The organism is Acinetobacter sp. WU_MDCI_Abxc222 (assembly GCF_025514755.1).
Lineage (GTDB): Bacteria > Pseudomonadota > Gammaproteobacteria > Pseudomonadales > Moraxellaceae > Acinetobacter > Acinetobacter geminorum.
Genome location: NZ_JAHPVG010000009.1, coordinates 84,407 through 108,607, shown reverse-complemented (window position 1 = coordinate 108,607; position 24,201 = coordinate 84,407). Strand labels below are relative to the sequence as shown.

Sequence of the window (24,201 nt, the reverse complement as noted above, 5' to 3'; positions counted from 1 at the left end):
AAATTAATTTAGCGGTTTCTTCTTTTTCAATTAAGAAAAATTATTTATCACGGTTACGTTTACGTTCATTTTCAGTTAAATAACGCTTACGGATACGGATTGATTTAGGTGTTACTTCAACTAATTCGTCGTCTTCAATGAATTCAAGCGCTTGTTCAAGCGTATATTCAATTGCAGGTACTAAAGTTAAAGCATCATCTGTACCAGATGCACGAACGTTAGTTAATTGTTTCGCTTTAGTCGGGTTTACAACCATATCGTCTGAACGAGAGTTAATACCCACGATCATACCTTCATAAACTTCTAACTGTGGTTTAGCGAATAAACGACCACGGTCTTGTAAACTGAACAATGCATAGCCCAAGCAAGTACCTTGAACCATAGAGATCAATACACCGTTTTGACGTTTCGCAACAGTACCTTGTTTAACAGGACCATAATGCGAGAAGCTTGAAGTCATGATCCCTGTACCAGAAGTCATGGTCAAGAATTCAGAACGGAAACCGATCAAACCACGTGAAGGTACAGTTGCTTCAATACGGATACGGCCTTTACCGTCAACTTCCATATTGGTCATCTCGCCTTTACGGTGACCCATTTGTTCCATTACAGCACCTTGATGCTGTTCTTCAACGTCAAAAGTTACATTTTCGTAAGGCTCTTGTCTTTCACCATCAATTTCTTTGATGATTACTTGTGGACGAGATACGCCCATTTCGAAACCTTCACGACGCATGTTTTCAATTAAAACTGAAAGATGAAGTTCACCGCGGCCAGATACTTTGAAACGGTCTGGACTGTCAGTGTCTTCAACACGTAAAGCTACGTTATGAATTAATTCGCGATCAAGACGTTCACGGATATTACGTGAAGTTACGAACTTACCTTCTTTACCAGCAAACGGAGAGTTGTTTACTTGGAAAGTCATAGATACTGTAGGTTCATCTACAGATAAAGCTGGTAATGCTTCAACATTTTTCGGATCACAAATCGTGTCAGAAATGTTAAGTGCATCGATACCAGTAATACATACGATATCACCAGCAGATGCTGATTCAACATCAATACGCTCTAAACCATGGTAACCCATGATTTTTAAGATACGACCGTTACGTGTATTGCCTTCTTTGTCAATTACAGTAACAGGAGTATTTAATTTTACTGAACCACGTTGAATACGACCAACACCGATAACACCTACGAAGCTGTTATAGTCAAGTGATGAAATCTGCATTTGGAATGGACCATCAACATCAACTGCTGGTGGTTCAACGATGTCGACAATCGTTTCGAACAACGGGGTCATATCTTCTGCAAGTTCTTCTGGAGCAGGACCCGCTACACCACGTAAACCTGATGCATAAACGATTGGGAAATCTAATTGCTCATCAGTTGCGCCAAGGTTATCAAATAAATCAAATACTTGATCAATAACCCAATCTGGACGCGCACTTGGTTTGTCAACTTTGTTGATAATAACAATTGGTTTTAAACCACGAGCAAAGGCTTTTTGTGTCACAAAGCGAGTTTGTGGCATTGGGCCTTCTTGAGAGTCAACTAAAAGTAATACGCAGTCAACCATCGACATAACACGTTCTACTTCACCACCGAAGTCGGCGTGTCCCGGGGTATCCACGATGTTGATACGGTAAGTTGTATCAGTACGTTTATCTAACCAAGTAATAGAAGTGTTCTTTGCAAGAATGGTAATACCACGTTCACTTTCAAGCGCATTTGAGTCCATGACACGCTCAATCTCGCCTGCTCGTTCACCGAGAGCACCAGATTGCTGAAGTAGTTTATCGACAAGTGTGGTTTTCCCGTGGTCGACGTGCGCAATAATTGCGATATTACGGAGATTTTTGATATCTGACATGAAAATTCGAAACGCCTGAAATTTGAGGGCAAATTATACAGAAAAACACTACTCTTGAGTAGTGACAGTTTATTGACATTGACAAAAAAATTTTCCAATAGCCTGTATTTCGTTTTGTAAAGATAGGTATCTCGATTAGAATAGCGCCAATTTGCGAAATTGCGGCGGACCTACACCCATGTCCAATCAACACTCTCAAGACCATCTTGACCTTGTTTATGGCTTAGATGATCGACCAAAACCACTGATCGCTTTTTTAGCAGCTTTCCAGCATTTGCTTGCGATTATTGTACCAATTGTTACACCTGGGCTTTTAATTTGTTTAGCTTTAGGTGTATCACGCACTGAAACCAACATGATTTTATCGATGTCTTTGGTGATTTCAGGTATTGCTACGTTCCTACAATGTAAAAAAGTTGGTCCATTTGGTGCTGGCCTTCTGATTGTACAAGGCACAAGCTTTAACTTTATTGGTCCAATTATTGGTATTGGTAGTGCAATGGTTGCCGCAGGAACGCCTGTAAACCAAGTTATGGCTGCAATTTTTGGTGTAGTAATTGCTGGCTCCTTTATTGAAATGGGTGTTTCGCAAATTCTTCCATGGGTAAAAAGACTAATTACTCCTTTGGTGACTGGAATTGTTGTTTTATTAATTGGCTTAACGCTTATTAAGGAAGGCTTGATTAGTATGGGTGGTGGCTACCAAGCCATGCAAGACCATACTTTTGCAAGTGCAGACAACCTTATTATGTCATGTACCGTACTTGCTATTATTATTGTGCTAAACCGTATCCGAGTGGTGTGGATTAAAAGCTCAGCAATTTTAATTGCTTTAGTGATTGGTTACATTCTTGCAGGATTTATGGGTTACCTAGATTTCTCAGGTATTAAAGATGCGCCTCTTGTACAGATTCCAACGCCGATGCATTTTGGTTTAAGCTTTTCTTGGGGCTTATTTATTCCAATGGCTTTTATCTATTTAGTCACATCTTTAGAAGCGATTGGTGATGTTACTGCGACCAGTAAACTTTCAAACCAACCCGTTAATGGCCCTGAATGGATGAAGCGTATTAAAGGTGGCGTTTTAGTGAATGGCGCGAACTCTTTACTCGCAGGCTTATTTAACACTTTCCCTAGTTCCGTTTTTGCTCAAAATAATGGTGTAATTCAACTCACTGGTGTAGCTAGTCGTTATGTGGGTATCTGGATTGCTGCTTTACTTATTTTATTAGGTTTATTTCCAGCAGTAGCCGGTGTAATACAAGCAGTTCCTCAAGCGGTTTTAGGTGGTGCAGTGATGGTCATGTTCGGTGCCGTGGCGGCATCAGGGATTAACATCCTCTCATCGATTCATTTAGATCGCCGAGCACTTTTAATTATCGCAATTTCACTTGCATTAGGTTTAGGTGTTGCTCAAGTTCCTCAAATTTTGGAACATCTACCAGAATTATTTAAAAATATTTTTAGCTCTGGCGTAGCGACAGGTGGTATAGCAGCATTAATTTTAAATGTTGTACTTCCTGAAACACACAAATAACTATTTTTTAATTTTGATTACTGCCCAGTTTCCACTGGGCATTCTTCTTCATGAGAGATGTACATGGATCCTAGAAGTGAAGTGGTATTAAGACAACAAGACTATTTAAAAGGTAGAATCTTGTTAATTAATGCACCGAATGATGCCTTAGTCAGTCAATTACCTACTGAGGTTGATGCGTCAGTCTGGACATGGAACTATGCCGACTACCAGAGCTTTATAAATAGTGGAACAAATGCGCATTTCTCAGTTGAGTTTCCATTACAAGAATTCGATCAAGCGATCATTTTTGTTCCGAAATCTAAAGAACTGTTAAATTACATACTGCATGTCGTAATGAGCAATCTTAAAACTGCTCAGTCTGTTTTTTTAGTAGGTGAGAAAAAAGGTGGTGTTGAACGCGCTGCCAAACAATTACAAAGCTTCGGCAAAATACTTAAACTTGATAGTGCACGTCACTGTCAGCTATGGCACTTAAAAATTGAAAAAACAGAACAAATTAAACCTCTCGAAAGTTGGCTTAAAACTTACACTGTTCATGTTAATGAACAAGAGCTTACGATTTGTGCCCTTCCCGGTGTATTTAGCCAAAATCATCTAGATGTCGGAACAGCTGTTTTACTCCCTTATCTTAATCAGGTGAAATCAGGTAGAATTGCCGACTTCGGGTGTGGTGCTGGAATTATCAGTTGCTATTTGGCAAAAATAAATTCAAGTAATATTATTCATGCCCTAGATATTGATGCTTTCGCTTTACGGTCAACGGAAATGACTTTTAGTCGAAATGGAATAGGGTCAGACCAGTTGAGATTGCAGCCTGTCACAGGTATTGCAGACGCTCCAACAGAACTCGATGCCATTGTCAGTAATCCCCCTTTCCATCAAGGTATTCATACCAACTATGATGCAAGTGAAGGACTCTGCCAAAACGCTAAAAAACATTTAAAGGCATCAGGTGAGCTATGGATTGTAGCAAACCGTTTTTTAAACTATCCGATCTTAATTGAGAAGCACTTTGGTCAGTGCCAGATTAAAACTGATCTTCAAGGCTTTAAGGTGTTATATGCCTGTGCATAACAAACTATGTAAGGAATCTCCATGAGCGAAACACATGCTCCTGAAAAACTCCAGCGTAAGCTTGGGGCTCGTCATCTGAATATGATCGCCATTGGTGGTTCCATTGGTACAGGCCTCTTCCTTGCTTCTGGATCAACCATTGCAAACGCTGGCCCCGGTGGAGCGCTACTCGCGTACTCTCTGATTGGTATTATGATTTACTTCTTAATGACCAGCTTAGGCGAGCTTGCAACTCATACACCAACATCTGGCGCCTTTTTTACTTATGGCAGTCGTTATGTCGAAGAAGGCTTTGGTTTCGCTCTAGGCTGGAACTATTGGTATAACTGGGCAATTACAGTTGCATTCGAACTTGTTGCAGTCCAGTTTATTATGAAGTTCTGGTTCCCTGATATTCCGGGGTTCTATTGGAGTGCTCTATTCCTTGCCGTTATTTTTATGATTAACGCAATGACAGTAAAGGGATTTGGCGAAAGCGAATTCTGGTTCTCAATGGTAAAAGTGATTGCGATTGTTGCATTCATTATTATTGGCTTAGCCATGATCATCAAGATTATGCTAACTCCTGGTGTTGCAACATTCGGGAACTGGACTTACAAAGAGGCACCTTTTGTAGGTGGTTTACAAGCCATGATTGGTGTAGCAATGATTGCCGGATTCTCTTTCCAAGGAACTGAAATGGTTGGGGTTGCTGCTGGTGAATCAAAAGATCCAAAGAAGACAATTCCACTTGCAATCAAACAGATTTTCTGGCGAATCTTATTATTCTATATCCTATGTATTTTCATTATCGGCACTCTGATTGCCTATGATGATCCAAATTTATTGCAAGCAGCTGCCACTGAAGATATCGCGCTTTCTCCATTTACATTGCTTTATGAAAGAGTAGGCTTTGCTTTCGCTGCGGGGTTAATGAATGCTGTCATTCTTACCGCTATTTTATCAGCAGGTAATTCAGGCATGTATTCTTCAACTCGCATGTTGTTTAAAATGGCTCAAGAAGGCCGTGCACCAAAGTGGTTTGCAAAACTCGATGGTCGTGGCGTTCCGATGAATGCACTCTATGCCACCACATTTATTGCCGCTTTTTGCTTCTTGACGACTTTTATTGGAGAAAAGCAAGTATTTAACTGGCTACTCAATATGTCTGGTATGTGTGGTTTCATTGTTTGGTTAGGAATTGCTATTTCACACTATCGTTTCCGTAAAGGATATATTGCTCAAGGCTATAAATTAGAAGATTTAGCATATCGCGCCAAATTTTTCCCATTTGCACCTTGGTTTGCATTTATTCTCTGTTCAATCATCATTTTAGGGCAGAACTATCAAGCAATTTTAGGTGGAAAAATCGACTGGTTAGGCTTACTTTCAACTTATATTAGCTTGCCATTGTTCTTGATCATTTGGTTAGGTTATAAGTGGAAAAATAAAACCAAATTGATCTCTTACGATCAAATGAACGTCAAACCTGAGCAAGATTAAAACTCGTCATTAAAGTAAATCGAAGATCAAAAGCTTGATCTTTGATTTAAAAGGCGTAAAATGCCGTTCAGATTTTCAACGGCACTTTTAAATAAGGAGGACATCATGCCATTAGTACAAGGTAAAACAGATTAAATAATTTGGCACGATGTCAGCTCACGGACAAGTGTACAAATTCACACCACTTGTCCGAATGCTTAAATTTAAAACCTAGCATTCGCTAGGTTTTTTTATGCCTACTCGGACAAAAATAAGAGAAAAATTATGGGCATACAAAAAATATTAAACGAAGAGGCACTCTATGGTGTCCCGGTTAAAATTTTCACTCAAGATATAGATAGTGAAAGTATAGAACAACTCAAAAAAATGGCTCAGCTGCAATTCATCTATTCTCACATTGCAGTTATGCCTGATGTGCATGTGGGTAAAGGCGCTACTGTAGGTAGTGTTATTCCAACCAAACACGCCATTATTCCTGCTGCTGTAGGAGTTGACATTGGATGTGGGATGAATGCAATTCGCTTGAGTTTAAAGGCTTCGCATTTACCTGATAACTTAAGTCGTTTGCGTGATGCAATTGAACGTAAAGTCCCTGTTGGCTTTGCTTTGCATAAACAAGTCAAAGCGAAAGCTTCTAGCATTATTCCACTTGAAAAACGCTTAGAACCAATTATCAAAAAGCATCCTGGTCTTGTCCGAATGCTTCGACAATTTGATGCAACATGGCAAAAGCAACTTGGGACTTTGGGTGGTGGTAATCACTTTATAGAGTTATGTATTGATGAGAATCAAGATGTATGGGTAATGCTACATTCAGGTAGCAGAGGGCTTGGTAATGTTATTGGTACTTACTTTATTGAGTTAGCCAAAAAAGAAGCTCAGCATCGCTTTGGCCATGTTCCTGATAAAGACTTAAGTTATTTTGCTGAAGGCTCAAAAAGTTTTGATGATTATGTAGAAGCTGTAGAGTGGGCACAAGAATATGCTTTTGAAAACCGCAAAGAGATGATGCGATTAATTTTAGAAGCGATCCGCCCTCTTCTCCCTTCTTTTCAAATGACAAAAGAAGCGATTAATTGTCATCATAATTATGTAAGCCGTGAAACACATTTTGGCGAAAACTTATTGATTACCCGAAAAGGTGCAATTAGAGCAGGCTTAGATGAACTAGGTATTATTCCTGGTTCAATGGGAGCACGATCTTATATTGTTAAAGGCAAAGCAAATCCTGAATCATTTTGTTCTTGTTCCCATGGAGCTGGTCGCAAGATGAGCAGAAGCAAAGCAAAAATTCTTTTTAATCAGCAAGATCTTATTGAACAAACTCAAGGTATCGAATGCCGTAAAGACAATGGTGTTGTCGATGAAATCCCAAGCGCCTATAAAGACATTGATGAAGTCATGGCGAATCAGTCAGACCTCATTGAAGTTATTCACACTCTTAAACAAGTTTTATGTATTAAAGGTTAAAGTATGAAAATTAAAGAAATGCCAAAAATTAAGGTCCGTAACCACATAGCTCTGTCCCCTTTACTTCAAAAAGGTGGCATGCATGAGACAGAAAAACCTCGTGCACAGCATCGTAGAGATAGACAAGATACGAAACAGCAATTAAGAAAAGGTGATTGGTAAATAATTTAAACCAAAATCGAAAGAGATTATGAATTAGGAGATTTACAAATGACTCAATATTTTAAAAATTGCGATAAAAAAAGCGACTCTAACGAGTCGCTTTTTTACTGTTCAAAAACTCAAATTATTGAGCTTGTTGACCAGGTTGAACAACTACAGTACGGCTACCAGTGATTGTCGCGAATACACGACGGTTCATAGCACGACCTTCTTTAGTTTTGTTGTCAGCAATCGGTTGATCCCAAGCGAAGCCTTGAGTAGACAAACGAGATGCATCAACGTTGTATTCGTTTACAAGAGCTGATTTAACAGAGTTAGCACGAGCTAAAGATAAACGTTCGTTCAACTTACGTGGACCAGTGTTATCTGTGTGACCTTCGATACGTGCAGTAGCGTTAGGGTATTCAGTTAACTTCTCAGCAACTTTAGCGATTTCTGGCTTGTATTGGTCTTTGATATTTGATTTGTTAGTATCAAAGAACACACGAAGTTCCATGTTAAGATCTTCAGTTAACTCTTGTGGTTGTGGAGCAACTGGAGTTGGTTCAACTGGAGCAACTTCTACTACAGGAGCAGCAGGCTTCAAGTGACCACCAAGAACTACGTTTAAACCAGCAAGAGCTGTATAGTTCCAGAACTCTTCATCAGCATTATAAGTAGCACGAGCTTCTGTACGAAGAGATAAAGCATCGTTTAAGCGCCAGAAAGCACCAACACCAGCATTACCTAGAGTACCTTCTTCTGAGTTACCACGTGTACCACGGTTTACGCCATCAAAGTCATACTTGTAGTGACCAGCACCTAACAATACGTATGGCTTGATTTTGCTGTCGTAGTTTTTAGTGATTAAATCAGAAGTAACATAGAAGTTACCGTTGATTTGTTTTTGTTTATATTCAGCACCAGCAGCAGCGCCGTCTACGTCGCCTTTAACTTGGTTATATTCAGCTTCGAAACCTAACCATGGCGTTAACTCAATACCAAGAGCTGCACCAACGAATAAATCGTCTTGTAACTCAGGTCCGTTAGTTAAGTTACCATCTTTACCGCCATTGTTGTGTTGGCTGTCTTGGAAAGTGTAACCAAGCAATAATGGAGTAACTGTTACGCCAGCATTAGCAGCAGCTAATGGAGCAGCAACAAGCATAGTAGCAAGTGCAATACGACTCAATTTCATGGATATCCTCCAGAGATAACAATTGTTGTTCAAGCTCAGCCTAAATTTATTGGCCCCTGAGATATTTTTACCCCAGTATTATTTTTAAGCTATTCACATTTGAATCATACAAACACTTGATAGACTTTCCAAGTGCTTGATAATTTTAATCAAGTAAATTATTGACAAAATTACTTACAATTTCCGTTGTAATTCGGTAATTTTTCACTCAACTAGCAAATATGAACAACTTCTTTCTTTCGCTTACGGTGATTTTACCAGTATTCTAGCATCCTGATAACCTTTATTTAATTTTGTGTTTCCTCATTATAAAAATCATTATAAATCATTGATAGAAAGCATAAAATCAAAATATTTCTTTATATATTAAGGAATTTTAATGTTTAAATCTCCCGGTTTCACATTGGTGGAACTCATAATAACGCTCGCAATTTTTATGATTATGACCACTATAGCGCTACCTTTATACCATCAATTTATGGCTTCTGTAGAATTAAAAAATTCGTCTCGACTACTCACAATTCATATACAAAAAGCCAAATACGACGCAATTCTACGACATAAAAATGTCGTACTTTGCCCAAGTGTTGATTTGTCTATTTGTAATAGTAACTGGGATACAAGTCTTATAAGTTTTGTAGACATAAATCAGAATCTACAGAGAGAAAATAATGAGGAAATATTATCCAATGTTGAACTTGACCATCACTATGGTTCTTTAAAATTTCAAAAGTTTGGAAAAAATCTAAATAGTATTGTATTTCAGGGCGACACAGGACTCCCACGTGAATCTAACGGTACTTTTATTTATTGTTCTTATAATCAGCTTAAAAACTTTAAATTAATCCTCAGCAAAATGGGACACACGCGTTTAGAAGACATTAAAAATTGTTAGAACTCTACAGTCTAATGCAGAAGATATCTCTCTTTAATTTTTGCAATATACTGCCTAGGTTTTAAACATTTCTTATTTTGAGATTAAGAACAATCGGAGATTACAACAATGACTGACATCGTAATTGTGAATGGTGCTCGTACTGCCATGGGTGGTTTTCAAGGATCACTATCAGGACTTACAGCGCCTGAATTAGGTGCTGTAACGATTAAAGAAGCTATCGCACGAGCAGGTTTACAGCCTACTGATGTCGAAGAAGTTATTATGGGCTGTGTTCTTCCTGCTGGTTTAAAACAAGGCCCTGCTCGTCAAGCAATGCGTAAAGCTGGCTTACCAGACTCTACAGGTGCAGTAACGATTAACAAGCTTTGTGGTTCTGGCATGAAAGCTGTTATGCAAGCCGCTGATATGATTAAAGCAGGTAGTGCTGGAGTTGTTGTTGCTGGCGGTATGGAATCTATGACAAATGCACCTTATGTTTTACCAAAAGCACGAGCTGGCTACCGTATGGGCCATGGTGAAATTAAAGATCATATGTTCTTTGACGGGCTTGAAGATGCTGAAACTGGGCGTTTAATGGGCTCGTTTGCTCAAGATATGGCCAATACTCGTGGCTATACACGTGAACAAATGGATGACTTTGCGATTCGCTCTTTGAAACGTGCTCAAACAGCAATTACTGAAGGCTATTTCAAAGATGAAATCGTTCCAGTTACCGTACCTAGTCGTAAAGGTGACATCCTTGTTGATCAGGATGAACAACCTTTAAATGCTAAAATTGATAAAATTCCTTCACTCAAACCAGCTTTTGCAAAAGACGGTACAATTACCGCAGCGAATGCAAGTTCTATTTCGGATGGTGCGTCTGCATTAGTATTAACTTCAAGTGAAGTTGCAGCACAGCACAGTTTACAACCACTTGCGAAAATTATCGCGACAGCGTCAAACTCTCAGCATCCTTCAGAATTTACTATCGCTCCAGTTGGTGCTATTGAAAAAGTTCTTAAAAAAGCGGGATGGAATGCTCAAGATGTCGATCTTTGGGAAATTAACGAAGCTTTTGCTATGGTTACCATGTGTCCAATTGATGATTTCAAACTTGATGCTGAGAAAGTGAATATCAATGGTGGTGCTTGCGCCCTAGGTCATCCAGTAGGTTCTACGGGTTCTCGTATTATTCTTACTCTTATTCACGCACTCAAACGTACTGGCGGTAAAAAAGGTATTGCTGCACTCTGTATCGGTGGTGGTGAGGCAACAGCGGTTGCAATTGAACTCATTTAATCCAGATTCATTATTTTTAAATCCCACTTCGGTGGGATTTTTTATGAAAAAACTACAAAAAATGACCCACAAAATCACTTTTAAGTTTTAACTTATTCCTTTAAACGAAAACAACAATGGACAATAACAATGCAACTCAATCACTATCTCAATTTCCAAGGTCAGGCAGAGCAAGCTTTTAATTTTTATAAGTCAGTATTTGGCGGTGAATTCGGTATGTTAAGCCGATATGGTGATATGCCACCTACCGAGGGCGTGACTCTATCTGAAGCCGACAAAAATCTAGTTCTGCATGTGTCTCTACCAATTAATGAATACACTGTACTTATGGCCTCAGATACAAATGATCAGTTCTGTGCCCCTAACAGCGTTTTTACCCAAGGAAATAATCACTACATCTCGATCAATCTTGAAAAAGATGAGCAAGAAAAAGCAAAACAACTTTTTGATGCTTTATCTGTTAATGGTCAAATTGAAATGCCTTTAGAAAAAACTTTCTGGGGCGCATTGTACGGCGCTTTTACCGATCAGTTCGGTATAAAGTGGATGATTAACTGCCAGCTTGACACCTAATATTTTCAATATTTAGCCCTTATAGAAATACTTACTATTTCTATAAGGGCTTTAAACATCGATATTGGAATATTGCGCAATAATCATTAAACCTACAGTAATAAAACCAATTCCCACCCATCCTGCCATATCAATATTCTGACCAAGAAAAATCTTTGCCAAAAAAGCTGTTGCTAATACACCTATCCCAGACCAAAGCACATATAAGATTCCAGCTTGCATATATTTCAAAGCAATAGCAGCGCATGCAAAAGAAATAATATACAAAACCAGAGCAATGCCCTGCGCTGTTTTATTGACTAAGCCATTCCCCTTAGCAGAATAAAATGTTGAGAGTACATCTGTCGCAATAGCAAAAAGTAGCCACCAAGCACCAGGATTTATTTTTGAAATTAAACCAAACATTTTTGTTCTTCAGTTGAGTCATTTAAAAATTATTCATAAAAAAAGCTGAACCTGAGTTCAGCCTTTATATTTAAAAACTATTTAAGCACCAGTTTGATAACTTGCTTGCGGTACGGCTGTTGAAGCTTGGTATGGGTTGGTAAAGTCTTGCAAACCAGCTGCCGCTTCTTGCACATCTTTACCTTCTTTAATCACAAAACTATCAAAACCTGAACGTTTTAAGTAGTTTAAGACATCCTTAAACACATCACCAGTTGCACGCAATTCACCTTGGAAACCTTGGCGACGCAATAGTGCAGCGAATGAATAACCACGACCATCACCAAAGCCTGCAAACTCAATGAAGATTGCATCAAGTTCACTTAATGGAAATGTGTGCTCTTCAGGTGAATCATTTACAGTTACATACAAAGCTTTTTTGCCTTGAACGTTAGCTAATTGATCAAGTTGAGCTGTTGTAACCACAACATCACCTTGGGGAATAACACCATCTTCAGCAATGATTTGATAAGTATTATCTGCAATCGTGCCATCTTTATAAAGCACTGGTAGAGCTGTATTAAGCATATGCACGCTCCTTAAATGGTTGAATTCCTACACGGCGATATGTATCAACAAAACGTTCACCTTCAGTACGCAAATCAAGATAAGTATTTAATACTTCCTCAATTACATCAGGCACAGCATCTGCTGCAAATGATGGCCCTAAGATGTCACCGATTGATGCATCATGGTCAGAATTACCACCTAATGTAATTTGGTAGAATTCAGCGCCTTTCTTATCTACACCTAAAATACCGATGTTACCTACGTGGTGATGACCACAAGCATTCATACAACCAGAAATATTTAGATCTAAATGACCAAGATCATAAACTTTGTCTAAGTCATCAAAACGACGTGTAATTGCTTCAGCAATTGGAATTGATTTTGCATTTGCAAGCGAACAGAAATCACCGCCTGGGCAACTAATGATATCGGTAATAAAACCAATATGTGCACGCGCCATATTTTGTTGTTCAAGCGCTTGCCATACATCAAACAAATCCTTTTGGGGTACATCTGCCAAAGCAATGTTTTGTTCATGAGTCGTGCGAAGTTCACCGAATGTATATTTATCAGCAAGGTCTGCAATAAAATTCATTTCTGCGGTGGTCATATCACCTGGTGCAATACCTGCACGTTTTAAAGAAATCGTAACAATACGATAGCCCTTCACTTTATGCGCATGTGTGTTGATATTAAACCACTGTTTGAATTTTGGATGCTCAGCAAATAAACCTGTGAAGTCTTCATCTGCTAAATCTTGATAGTCAAATGGTGTGAATTCTTCATCCAGTTTTTTCAAGATTTCTGGCTGAATCTTCAATGCTTCACGTGTATGTTCGAATTCAGCTTCAACTTTTTGTGCAAACACTTCAGGAGTTAATGCCTTAACTAGAATTTTGATACGCGCTTTATATTTGTTATCACGACGACCATGCAAGTTATAAACACGTAAAACCGCTTCTAAGTAAGCAATTAAATCTTCACGTGGTAAAAACTCACGAATCACACTACCGATGATTGGGGTACGGCCTAAACCACCACCAGCCATAATTTTGTAGCCGATTTCACCTGCTTCATTACGCACGATATAAACACCAATATCGTGGAATGCAGTTGCCGCACGATCTTTTTCTTCAAGTGCAGAAACAGCAATTTTGAACTTACGTGGCAAGAATGCAAATTCTGGGTGGAATGTACTCCACTGACGAATCAACTCACATGTTGGACGTGGGTCTGCAATTTCACCAGCAACCACACCTGCATATTGGTCAGTTGTCGTGTTACGAATACAGTTACCACTGGTTTGAATGGCATGCATTTGTACAGTTGCAAGTTCCGCCAAAATATCTGGCACATCTTCAAGCGCAGGCCAGTTCAACTGGATGTTCTGACGTGTAGATACATGTGCATAACCACGGTCATAAGCAGTTGAAACTTCAGCAACTTTACGTAATTGTTTAGAATTCATTAAGCCATACGGCACAGCTATACGCAGCATAGGCGCATAACGTTGCACATATAAACCATTTTGCAAACGTAATGGACGATATTCATCTTCAGAAAGTTTGCCAGCTAAATAGCGTTCTGTTTGATCACGGAACTGAGCAACTCGTTCATTAACCAGCTGCTGGTCGAAATCGGTATATAAATACATGGCGTATGGCTAGTAGATTCATTATTAAGGCGGATAGCATAGCGAGCTTTTATTCATCAATAAAATGCTTTTTTTGCATATTTAATAACGGTTTTATTGATAAGCTTTAATATAAATCGACATAAAAAAAGCCCGGATAAATCCAGGCCCTTTCTATAAAAGCTTTTTATTTGTTATCTGGTAAGGCATAAGCCACTAAATAGTCGCCCATTTTCGTACCAAATGAACCATGACCACCAGCCATGATTACAACATATTGCTTACCATTGATTTCATAAGTCATTGGTGTTGCTTGTCCACCTGCTGGTAAACGCGCTTCCCAAAGTTTCTTACCGTTAGTAACGTTAAACGCACGTAAGTAGTTATCTTGAGTTGCACCAACAAACATGACATTACCGGCAGTAGAAATTGAACCACCTAAACCAGGCACACCAATTTTCACAGCTGGTAACTGGAACAAGTTCGGCAAGCTGTCACGAATTGTACCAATACGTTTTTTCCATACCACTTCATGAGTTTTCAAATCAACGCCAGCTACATAGCCCCAAGCCGGTTGTTTACAAGGTAAACCAAGCGGAGATAAGAATGCGCTAATTTCAACACCATACGGTACGCCGTACATCGGTTGTACGCCCTGCTCAGTTCCTGCACCTTTTGCAGTTTGTGCACGGTTTGGATCAGCAGGAATTAAACGACTGACGAATGGCAGACCAATCGGGTTCATTACAGCAACCTGACGATCAGGGTTAACTGACATACCGCCCCATTCAAATACACCTAAGTTACCAGGGAAAACTAAAGTACCGTTTTCAGATGGTGGCGTATAAATACCATCGTAATTTAGACGTTTGAAAGATACACGACACATGAGCTGATCAAGCATAGTGGCACCCCACATGTCTTTATCAGTCAATTTATCTTGTGGAGCCAAGTTCAAGTCAGAGAATGGCTGAGTTTTTGAATAGAACTCACCTTTAGTTTGTGGTCCACGTTTAACTGTTTGTGGAACTGGTTTCTCAGTTACAGGAACAATCGGTTGACCATTACGGCGATCAAGCACAAAGGCATTACCTGTTTTCGTCAATACATAGATTGCAGGAACAGTTTGGCCAGCTTTGTTTTTGATATCAGCTAAAGATGGTTGAGATGGTACGTCCATATCCCATAAATCGTGATGGGTTGTCTGGAAGTTCCACACTAATTTACCAGTAGAAGCATTAATCGCTAACATTGAGTTTGCATAACGCTCTTTAAGCTCAGTACGGTCACCACCCCAGATATCTGGTGTACCTACACCTGTTGGTACATAAACGATATCAAGTTTGGCATCGTATGCTAAAGGTGCCCACGCATTTGGTGAGTTATGAACAAAAGTAGTTCCTTCGCCCGGCATTGCATTTGGATCTGCTGCACCAGTATCAAATACCCAAAGAAGTTTACCAGTGTTAACGTCGTATCCACGAATCACACCAGATGGCTCTTTATTTGAGTAGTTATCTGTTACCGAACCAGCAATCACAACAGTTGAACCAGTCACGATACCAGGAGATGTTGGGTTGTAACCACCTGGATACGCATATGGCATAAACTCTTGTAAGTTCACTTCACCATTTTGACCAAAGTCAGTACATGCTTTACCAGTGTCAGCATTTACAGCCACTAAACGGCCATCGTTGACTGGTACAAATACCTTACGTGGACATTGTGTAGAGCTAGATTTCTTGCTTTGAAGACTCGTTGCAAACTCAGTTGTATTGTTTGCATCGTAGTACATCACACCACGACAAGTTAAATGCTGGAACGATTTATCCGTTTTAAGTTTCGGATCAAAACGCCATTTTTCTTTACCGGTAGCAGGATCAATCGCAATTAACTGCTGGTGAGCTGTACAGATAAACATGTTATTACCGATTTTAATCGGTGTAACCTGATTGGTCGTTTCGCCAGAGTCGTTATCTGTCTTAAGATCGCCAGTACGTAAAGTCCAAGCAACTTTCAAGTCTTTTACGTTTTGGTCATTGATCTGTTTCAATGGAGAATAACGCACACCTGCTTGAGTACGACCATAAGCTGGCCAATCACTTTCAGCAACACCAGGCACGGCTTGAGCTGTTTCTGGTTGAGGTGTTTTGATTTCACCATTAATTTCTTGCGGATCATTGAAGATAGAATAAACCATCAACACGATTGCAATTGCTAAAGTTGAAGATAAGGCAACTTTACTTGATCCAAGGTTGTTGATTCCACGAGTTACAGCCGGAACCAATAACCATAAACCAAGAATACCTAAAATATCTAAACGTGGTGCAAGCGCCCAAAAGTCTGTTCCAACTTCCCAGACACTCCAGATAATAGTTCCTAGCATTAATGCAGCATAAACCCACAAAGCAGTAGAAGCACGCTTGTAGAGTTGCCATGCAACAATGAGGAGTAATACTCCAGCTATAATGTAGTAAATTGAACCGCCTAGTGTAGCGAGCCAAATACCTCCAATTAACAGGAATAACGCCAGTAACCCAATAATAATTACGGTAAAAGTCGTTAAACCTGATCTTGAAGTAGGTTGATTCATAAACCACCTCTTATCAATCATCATTTTTATAGGAAAGATGTGCCAAGAACCTTATAGAAAAATGGCATCACCAATACATCTAAAACAAATTCAGGCATCAAGAAAAAACGGAAGGTCAGGATAATTCAATCAATGATTTAGCCCTCGACAATCCGTTTTTCGGAGTAATTACGCTTAGAATGCAGTTGAGAATTTAATACCGCCAACCCAAGTGTTATCACCATTTTTTAATGCACCAACATGACGAACATATTGCACATTTGGACGAATAGTTAACCAGTTAGTGGCATGAATACCGTAGTAAAGCTCGGTATTGTATTCAGTGTCATATTCTTTAGTTTGAACATCGTTCCAATCATCATTGATATGGATACGAGCCACACCGAGTGCCAACTCATCTTGAGGACGTTGATTGAGCAAACCTTTATAGACCAAGCCTACATTTTGCATGTTATCAATTTTGTTGGTATCAGAGTCGTGGAAAGTCAGGTTCACAAAACCTGTCAAACCGCGATCTGTTTGATCAGCAGGCTGGAATAATTTTTGTTTTGCAGTTACCCAAACACCTTGTTTATGTGAGTTTTTGGTTTCATCTGCAATTTCTTTGGCGTCAGCAGTGCTGTAGTAATAACCTAAACGGTATTCACCAGCCATACTTTGAGCGCCTAATTTAGGTGACCAAACTACTTCGGCAGGGATAATTGCACCGTGAGAACCATCAGTACTTAAGTTAAAACCTTTACCTCGGTCCAGATTTTCCGGGTTGTATTCATATACACCAACTTGCGTATATAAATCAGGTTGCAAGTTATATTTAACACGCATTGCCCATTGGCTTACTGGCCAGTTATACCACTGATCGCCCACCCAGTTACCGACCTGCGAACCACAAAGTGCCAAGTTCTGGAAATCACAGTCAAAACTATTAAAGTCTTCACCTTCACCAAAACGACCAACTTTCACATCTAACTTCTGGTCAAGGAATTTCTTCTTGATCCACAAATCTGTTAAACGCCAAGTTTGTTCACGCCCCCACACTTCTTGCACCGAGCTTAAGTGCCCTGCTAAAGCTGGTGAATGTTCAGAAAGCGACTGCCCATCACGATATGTTAATGTGATTTGAGCTTCAGTATCTTGCCAACCTAAAATTTTATTTAGGTCAAAATGAGTTCCTAGTGCAAGTTGCCCCGTATAAGCACTACCATGCGTAGACGTATTTTTTGAATCTAAAATACCGGCATATTCGCCGGTATATCCAAAAGAAAAATCATAACCTTGTGCTTGTAACGCGGTGCGTTGACCGTTCCAATCACCCAATATCCAAGGACTATTTGGGTCGAATGCAGCAGCAGCTTGTGCATGCTGTATAAAAAGAGTAATTGATAAAACGGATAAACAGGAAGCCATCAAGGATTTATGTGTTTTCATGTTTACATACCTTTTATGTCTTTGTTTATAAAGGGTACGCTAATTTTATGTAAAGAAATTATTCAAAATGTTAATCGATTGATTAATCTAATAATAATCTTAATACACATTGTATGAAAAATGGCCCCAGCTCTTTACCACTGCCCTTCACCAAGTTTTTGACCTATAAAGGAATATCTCATTTTCGATCTTGAAAACTTAATTGGACAAGCCAATTGTGGTTCTGTATCCGCTGTATTATTTTGCAAAGGTACATCCACAATCCATCCACGTTCTTGTGCTAAAGGCGAGTTTAAGGACTCTGTTAGGCTTAAAACAGGTTCTACACACACATCAAGATTTGCAAAAATTTCATGCCATTCTTTAAATGATTTCGTTTTAATTTTCTCTTGAATAGCTTGTTTAACTTCCTGTCGGTCTTCGACATCTAAGGAAGCACCTTTTTGTAATAATAAAGGCAAATCAAGCGCCACTGATAAACCAGACATAAATTGTGGCTCAAGACTACCTATTGAAAGATAACGACCATCTTGAGTCATATAATAGTCATAAAAAATACCGCCATTGAGCATGCCATGCTCTGGAGCCTGTTCAACTTGTGCCGCAAGTGTTGCTGATGCGGCCATACTATTGAGGCTAGCAACACAATCGGTCATGGAAATATCAATATATTGTCCCATCCCACTACGTCCGCGTTCAACGACCGCAGCCAAGATCGCAATGACCGCATGAAGTGAACCACCTGCAATGTCTGCAACTTGAATACCGAGTGGTGGTGGACCACTGTCTTGTCGGCCGCTATATCCAGCAATACCTGCTAAAGCTAAATAGTTAATGTCATGCCCAGCTCTGTCTTTATAGCTCCCTGTTTGTCCATAACCTGTAATTGAACAATAAATGAGACGTGAGTTAATTTCGGCAAGTGTCGCGTAGTCTAAACCGAGACGGCGCATAACATCAGGTCGGAACTGCTCTATGACAATATCAAACTCAGAAATTTTGGCTTTAATCAGATCAATACTCGCCTTATCCTTTAAATCGAGAACAATCGACTGTTTATTTCGGTTTAAATAACTATGTGCTGTTGCTTGACCATTTGCATATGGCGGCATGATTCGGATTAAATCAGGACGTGATGGAGATTCGATATGGATGACTTCTGCTCCCATATCAGCCAAATACATTGTGGCAAAAGGGCCAGGTAAGAGCGTCGAGAAATCGAGAACTTTAAGTCCATTTAATGCTGTCGTCATCGTATTTTTAACCACTATTATTCGAATTTTCTTTTATATTAGTTAAGCAAATATACTAAAACAATGTCATGTTCAGCCATTTACCTTGATCATTTCGGCAATTTAACATGTAAAAAGTGCTTTTACTCTGTTGTAAATCGCCAATTTATTTTTTTAGACGGTCATTTAGGTCAATTTAAAGTGAACATCAAAGAGACTGAAGGATTCAATATGAGTCGCGATACGATTAGCATCCACTTCGTGAATGCGGCTTTGACAGGCGTAAAACGCCTTGGCATGGATGTTGAAATGCTCCTTTCACATGTGGGTATTGAAGCGGAATTATTACGTCAACCTAAAGCTCGAATCTCACCAGAACAATACACTCGTTTTATAAAAATGTTGTGGATGGTCACACAGGATGAACACGTTGGATTTGACGTACAACCGCGTCGTCTGGGCACTTTTGCCATTATGTGTCAGTTGATTATTCACGCAAAAACATTGGGCCAAGCCCTTGAACTGTCATCTCAATTCTACAAATTATTTGGCGATGAATGGTCTGTAACTCTAGAGCGTGACAAACATGAAGCACGTCTAGTTCCCCTCATTCCAAAAACTTTAGATCCAGACCATTTCATTACTGAAAGCATGCTCATGATTTGGCACGGTCTAGCATCATGGTTGATTGAACGTCGTTTGCCATTAGAACGTGTTCATTTTAGCTATCCACGTCCTGCGCATGCCGATGAATATGATGCATTATTTTTTGCACCAGTTATGCAGTTTGATGCACCACGTACTGAAATTACCTTTGCAGCTGATTATCTTGATTTGCCAATCCGCCAAGATGAGAAAACGCTAGAAGAATTCTTAAAAGCAGCTCCTGCTCAGCTTTTAGTAAAATTCAAAAACACCAACTCGCTAACTTCTCGTATTCGTGAAGTACTTAAAAGCCAAATTGGTGAAGAAATGCCAACGCTTAATGACGTTGCATCAATGTTGTATTTATCTCCGCAAACTTTACGCCGCCGCTTGGCTGCCGAAGGTAAAAGCTACCAAGGTGTAAAAGATGCCCTACGCCGAGATGCTGCGATTCACTTGTTACTTAACCCAGAATTAACACTTGAAGACGTTGCTCAACAAGTTGGTTTTAGTGAAACCAGTACGTTCCACCGCGCATTTAAAAAGTGGACGGGTGTAACTCCTGGCCTATATCGCCAGCTACATGGTTATCACTAACTCTTAAATCTCTTTAGTTTCACATTTAGCCCAAGTTCAACTTGGGCTTTTTTGTATTTCTATTGGCAAAAATCATCACCTGACTGGTGCGCTTATCGTCATTGCGTTGCCTTTTAAAACCAGTACACTCAAAACACAACAAAGTTTAAGTAATAAAAAAGGAACTGTTATGAGCGAGGCTTATATTATTGATGCCATTCGCACCCCACGCGGAAAAGGAAAAAAAGATGGCTCTCTTTATGAAGTAAAACCAATTACATTACTGACGACCTTATTAAATGAATTACAGCAGCGCCATCAACTCGATACGTCTAAAGTCGATGACATTGTTTTGGGCTGCGTAACACCAATTGGCGATCAAGGTGGTGATATTGCCAAAACTGCAGCGATTGCAGCAGGTTGGAATGATGATGTTGCTGGGGTGCAAATCAATCGCTTTTGTGCATCAGGTTTAGAAGCAGTCAACATAGCAGCAATGAAAGTCCGCTCTGGTTGGGAAGATTTAGTAGTTGCTGGTGGCGTTGAATCAATGTCACGCATTCCAATGGGTTCCGATGGCGGACCATGGGCTCTAGATCCAGAAACAAATCTTAAGTCATCATTTGTTCCACAAGGTATCGGGGCCGACCTCATTGCAACCTTAGATGGCTATAGCCGTGAAGATGTTGATAATTTCGCTGTGAAGTCACAGCAAAAAGCGGCGGCGGCTCAATCAAATGGTTATTTCGACCAATCAGTCGTACCAGTCAAAGATCACGCAGGTGTAGTGATTTTAGAAAAAGATGAATTTATTAAAGGCAATACAACACTCGAAGGTCTAACGAAGCTCAACCCAAGTTTTGAAATGATGGGGCAAATGGGCTTTGATGCAGTCGCTTTACAAAAATATCCAGAAGCACAAAAAATTAATCATGTTCACCATGCAGGTAACTCATCAGGCATTGTCGATGGAGCAGCTGTAGTTTTGTTAGCTTCTGAAAAAGCGGTAAAAGAACAAAACTTAAAACCACGCGCTAAAGTTTTAGCGACCGCACTGGTTGGTACTGACCCAACCATTATGCTGACTGGCCCTGCGCCTGCTGCACGTAAAGCTTTAGAAAAAGCTGGGCTTACGATTGATGATATTGACCTATTTGAAGTCAACGAGGCATTTGCAGCAGTTGTTATGCGTTTTATTAATGAGCTCAATGTCCCTACTGAAAAAGTCAACGTAAATGGTGGTGCGATTGCTTTAGGTCATCCATTAGGGGCAACAGGTGCCATGATTTTAGGTACTTTACTTGATGAGCTTGAACGACAAGATAAAAAGCGCGGTTTAGCGACCCTCTGTGTTGGCGGTGGGATGGGTATCGCCACCATTATTGAACGCGTATAAAAATTAGGGATATAGAAGATGAGTGCAATTCAATACGAAAAAAATGCCGACAATATTGTCATTTTAACGCTTGATTCAACTGGTCAATCTGCGAACACCATGAATGCTGAGTTTCGTGACTCGCTTGATGAAGCGACTCAGAAACTTAAAGCAGAAACAGAACTTTCAGGGGTTATTTTCCGCTCGGCTAAAAAAACTTTCTTTGCAGGCGGTGATTTAGATGAGCTGATTCAAGTTCAGCCTGAACACGCAACTGACTTTTTCAATATGGTTGAAAAGCTAAAAGGTCATTTACGTACAATTGAAACACTAGGGATTCCAGTGGTTGCAGCATTAAATGGCACGGCACTTGGCGGTGGTTGGGAAATCGCATTAAGTTGCCATCACCGTATTGCAATTATTGACCCGAAAAGCAAATTTGGTCTACCAGAAGTTACTTTAGGTTTACTACCAGGTGGCGGCGGTATTGTACGTATGGTACGTCTGCTTGGACTTCAAAATGCGTTCCCATTTTTAATGGAAGGCAAACAGTTCGGTGTCGATAAAGCAAAATCTTTAGGCTTAATTCATGACACTGCCGAAAATGAACAAGAACTTTTAGATAAAGCAATTGCTTGGATCAAGGCCAATCCAAAATCTCAGCAGCCCTTTGATGTGAAGGGTTATAAAATTCCGGGTGGCGATCCAAAAACTCCAGCAGTTGCACAAGTTCTTGCAATTGCACCAGCCATGTTAAAAGACAAAACCAAAGGTTGTTACCCTGCCCCTGAAGCAATTATGGCTGCCGCAGTTGAAGGTGCTCAAGTTGATGTCGATACTGCACTGCGTATTGAGTCTCGCTACTTTACTCAGCTTACAACAGGTCAAATTTCTAAAAATATGATCGGCACTTTCTGGCATGGTCTAAATGCAATTAAGTCTGGTGCTAGTCGTCCTGCCGACGTTCCAAAATGGCAAGCGACTAAAGTTGGTGTGTTGGGTGCAGGCATGATGGGTGCAGGCATTGCTTATTCAACAGCCATTAAAGGCATTCCAGTTGTACTTAAAGATGTATCTGTTGAAAATGCTGAGAAAGGTAAAGCTTACACACAAAAGCTCTTAGATAAACGTGTTTCACAAGGCCGCATGACCGCAGAAAAACGCGATCAGATTTTATCTCTCATCACGGCGACAGCTTCCGCTCAAGATCTTCAAGGTTGTGATTTAATTATTGAAGCGGTATTTGAAAATCAAGAACTCAAAGCTAAAGTCACTCAAGAAGCCGAGCAATATCTAGCGCCTAACGGTGTGATGGCATCAAACACCTCAACCCTGCCAATTACAGGTTTAGCTCAGGCAAGTAAGGATGATAAAGCTTTTATCGGTCTGCATTTCTTTAGCCCTGTCGACAAAATGCAGTTGGTTGAGATTATTAAAGGTAAAAACACCTCCGCAGAGACACTTGCCAAAGCTTACGACTTTGTACAACAAATTGGAAAAACACCGATTGTTGTCAATGATAGCCGTGGTTTCTTTACCAGTCGTGTGTTTGGTACTTTCATTCAAGAAGGTATGCGCTTGCTTGCCGAAGGTGTCCACCCAGCGCGTATTGAAATGGCAGCACTGAAAGCTGGTATGCCAGTTGGCCCCCTCGCTATTCAAGATGAAGTATCTTTAACATTAACTGAACATGTTGCTAGTGAAGCACGCAAAGCTCTACAAGCCGAAGGAAAAGATTTACCTAAAACTTCTGTAGATGAAGTGGTTCACACCATGATTCATGAGTTAAACCGTAAAGGTAAAGCTGCTGGAGCTGGTTTTTATGAATATCCTGAAAATGGTAAAAAGCATCTATGGGAAGGCTTAAACCGCTGGAAAAAAGATCATGATATTTCTGAACAAGATATGATTGATCGCATTCTGTTTGTACAGGCCTTAGATACTTTACGTTGTTATGAAGAAGGCGTACTGGAATCTGTAATTGATGCCAATGTCGGTTCTATTTTTGGAATTGGTTATGCGCCTTGGACTGGAGGAGCAATTCAATTCCTAAATCAATACGGCACTGATAAAGCACAAAAACGAGCTGAAGAATTAGCTGCAAAATATGGTGAACGTTTTACACCGCCAGCTTTACTAAGAACCAAAGCTGAGCAGAAACAAAATATTCAGTAATTTAGTCCTATTGGATATTTAAAAAACTGCATAAACCTTACCCATATAAATATATTT

The 24,201-nt window shown here is 39.8% G+C and carries 19 protein-coding genes; 11 read left to right on the top strand and 8 right to left on the bottom strand.

The window, feature by feature from the left end; translation table 11 throughout:
* Positions 1–40: 40 nt before the first annotated feature.
* Entirely contained in the window at positions 41–1,876 is a 1,836-nt protein-coding gene (typA, locus tag KTJ10_RS14100) for a translational GTPase TypA (RefSeq protein WP_002116501.1), read from the bottom strand.
* 178 nt (positions 1,877–2,054) lie between these two features.
* Here typA and KTJ10_RS14095 point away from each other — a divergent pair, with 178 nt between their 5' ends.
* The 5 genes from KTJ10_RS14095 (at position 2,055) to KTJ10_RS14075 (ending at position 7,604) form a co-directional block, all read left to right on the top strand.
* A complete protein-coding gene (locus KTJ10_RS14095; RefSeq protein ID WP_002116159.1) occupies positions 2,055–3,413 on the top strand; it encodes a uracil-xanthine permease family protein in 1,359 nt (452 codons plus the stop codon).
* Between the two features lie 63 nt (positions 3,414–3,476).
* Entirely contained in the window at positions 3,477–4,490 is a 1,014-nt protein-coding gene (locus KTJ10_RS14090) for a methyltransferase (RefSeq protein ID WP_199977955.1), read from the top strand.
* Between the two features lie 21 nt (positions 4,491–4,511).
* The gene (locus tag KTJ10_RS14085; RefSeq protein WP_086265197.1) at positions 4,512–5,972 is read left to right on the top strand and encodes an amino acid permease; all 1,461 of its coding nucleotides are present in this window, start codon (positions 4,512–4,514) and stop codon (positions 5,970–5,972) included.
* Positions 5,973–6,236: 264 nt separating this feature from the next.
* A complete protein-coding gene (locus tag KTJ10_RS14080; protein ID WP_262442257.1) occupies positions 6,237–7,442 on the top strand; it encodes an RtcB family protein in 1,206 nt (401 codons plus the stop codon).
* Between the two features lie 3 nt (positions 7,443–7,445).
* On the top strand, positions 7,446–7,604 hold the full coding sequence (locus KTJ10_RS14075) for a hypothetical protein (protein ID WP_199977957.1): 159 nt from the start codon (positions 7,446–7,448) through the stop codon (positions 7,602–7,604).
* A 124-nt stretch (positions 7,605–7,728) separates the two neighbouring features.
* On the opposite strand, the gene omp38 is transcribed toward KTJ10_RS14075, so the two are convergent.
* A complete protein-coding gene (gene omp38, locus KTJ10_RS14070; RefSeq protein ID WP_044100281.1) occupies positions 7,729–8,781 on the bottom strand; it encodes an outer membrane protein Omp38 in 1,053 nt (350 codons plus the stop codon).
* A gap of 379 nt (positions 8,782–9,160) precedes the next feature.
* On the opposite strand from omp38, the gene KTJ10_RS14065 reads away from it, so the two are divergent.
* The 3 genes from KTJ10_RS14065 (at position 9,161) to KTJ10_RS14055 (ending at position 11,533) form a co-directional block, all read left to right on the top strand.
* Positions 9,161–9,676 carry a GspH/FimT family pseudopilin gene (locus KTJ10_RS14065; protein WP_199977958.1) on the top strand — a complete coding sequence of 172 codons (516 nt, stop codon included), beginning with the start codon at positions 9,161–9,163 and terminating at the stop codon, positions 9,674–9,676.
* 108 nt (positions 9,677–9,784) lie between these two features.
* Positions 9,785–10,960, top strand: a complete 1,176-nt coding sequence (locus KTJ10_RS14060) for a thiolase family protein (protein WP_199977959.1) — start codon at positions 9,785–9,787, stop codon at positions 10,958–10,960.
* Positions 10,961–11,089: 129 nt separating this feature from the next.
* Positions 11,090–11,533, top strand: a complete 444-nt coding sequence (locus KTJ10_RS14055) for a VOC family protein (RefSeq protein WP_017392465.1) — start codon at positions 11,090–11,092, stop codon at positions 11,531–11,533.
* A 51-nt stretch (positions 11,534–11,584) separates the two neighbouring features.
* Here KTJ10_RS14055 and KTJ10_RS14050 read toward each other — a convergent pair whose 3' ends face one another.
* The 6 genes from KTJ10_RS14050 to KTJ10_RS14025 form a co-directional block, all read right to left on the bottom strand.
* Positions 11,585–11,938, bottom strand: coding sequence for a DMT family transporter (locus KTJ10_RS14050; protein ID WP_086265202.1), 354 nt, complete (start codon positions 11,936–11,938; stop codon positions 11,585–11,587).
* Positions 11,939–12,019: 81 nt separating this feature from the next.
* Positions 12,020–12,505, bottom strand: coding sequence for a DUF934 domain-containing protein (locus KTJ10_RS14045; protein WP_002116122.1), 486 nt, complete (start codon positions 12,503–12,505; stop codon positions 12,020–12,022).
* Positions 12,498–14,141, bottom strand: a complete 1,644-nt coding sequence (locus tag KTJ10_RS14040; protein ID WP_262442256.1) for a nitrite/sulfite reductase — start codon at positions 14,139–14,141, stop codon at positions 12,498–12,500. The genes KTJ10_RS14045 and KTJ10_RS14040 overlap by 8 nt, the downstream gene beginning before the upstream one ends.
* A gap of 166 nt (positions 14,142–14,307) precedes the next feature.
* The gene (locus tag KTJ10_RS14035) at positions 14,308–16,713 is read right to left on the bottom strand and encodes a glucose/quinate/shikimate family membrane-bound PQQ-dependent dehydrogenase (RefSeq protein WP_017400275.1); all 2,406 of its coding nucleotides are present in this window, start codon (positions 16,711–16,713) and stop codon (positions 14,308–14,310) included.
* Positions 16,714–16,887: 174 nt separating this feature from the next.
* Positions 16,888–18,120, bottom strand: a complete 1,233-nt coding sequence (locus KTJ10_RS14030) for a carbohydrate porin (RefSeq protein WP_262442282.1) — start codon at positions 18,118–18,120, stop codon at positions 16,888–16,890.
* A 155-nt stretch (positions 18,121–18,275) separates the two neighbouring features.
* Positions 18,276–19,394, bottom strand: a complete 1,119-nt coding sequence (locus KTJ10_RS14025; RefSeq protein WP_262442255.1) for a CaiB/BaiF CoA transferase family protein — start codon at positions 19,392–19,394, stop codon at positions 18,276–18,278.
* A 210-nt stretch (positions 19,395–19,604) separates the two neighbouring features.
* On the opposite strand from KTJ10_RS14025, the gene KTJ10_RS14020 reads away from it, so the two are divergent.
* The 3 genes from KTJ10_RS14020 (at position 19,605) to KTJ10_RS14010 (ending at position 24,144) form a co-directional block, all read left to right on the top strand.
* Entirely contained in the window at positions 19,605–20,615 is a 1,011-nt protein-coding gene (locus tag KTJ10_RS14020) for an AraC family transcriptional regulator (RefSeq protein WP_002116561.1), read from the top strand.
* 169 nt (positions 20,616–20,784) lie between these two features.
* A complete protein-coding gene (locus KTJ10_RS14015) occupies positions 20,785–21,990 on the top strand; it encodes an acetyl-CoA C-acetyltransferase (protein WP_262442254.1) in 1,206 nt (401 codons plus the stop codon).
* 18 nt (positions 21,991–22,008) lie between these two features.
* The gene (locus KTJ10_RS14010; protein WP_262442253.1) at positions 22,009–24,144 is read left to right on the top strand and encodes a 3-hydroxyacyl-CoA dehydrogenase NAD-binding domain-containing protein; all 2,136 of its coding nucleotides are present in this window, start codon (positions 22,009–22,011) and stop codon (positions 24,142–24,144) included.
* Positions 24,145–24,201: the final 57 nt, after the last annotated feature.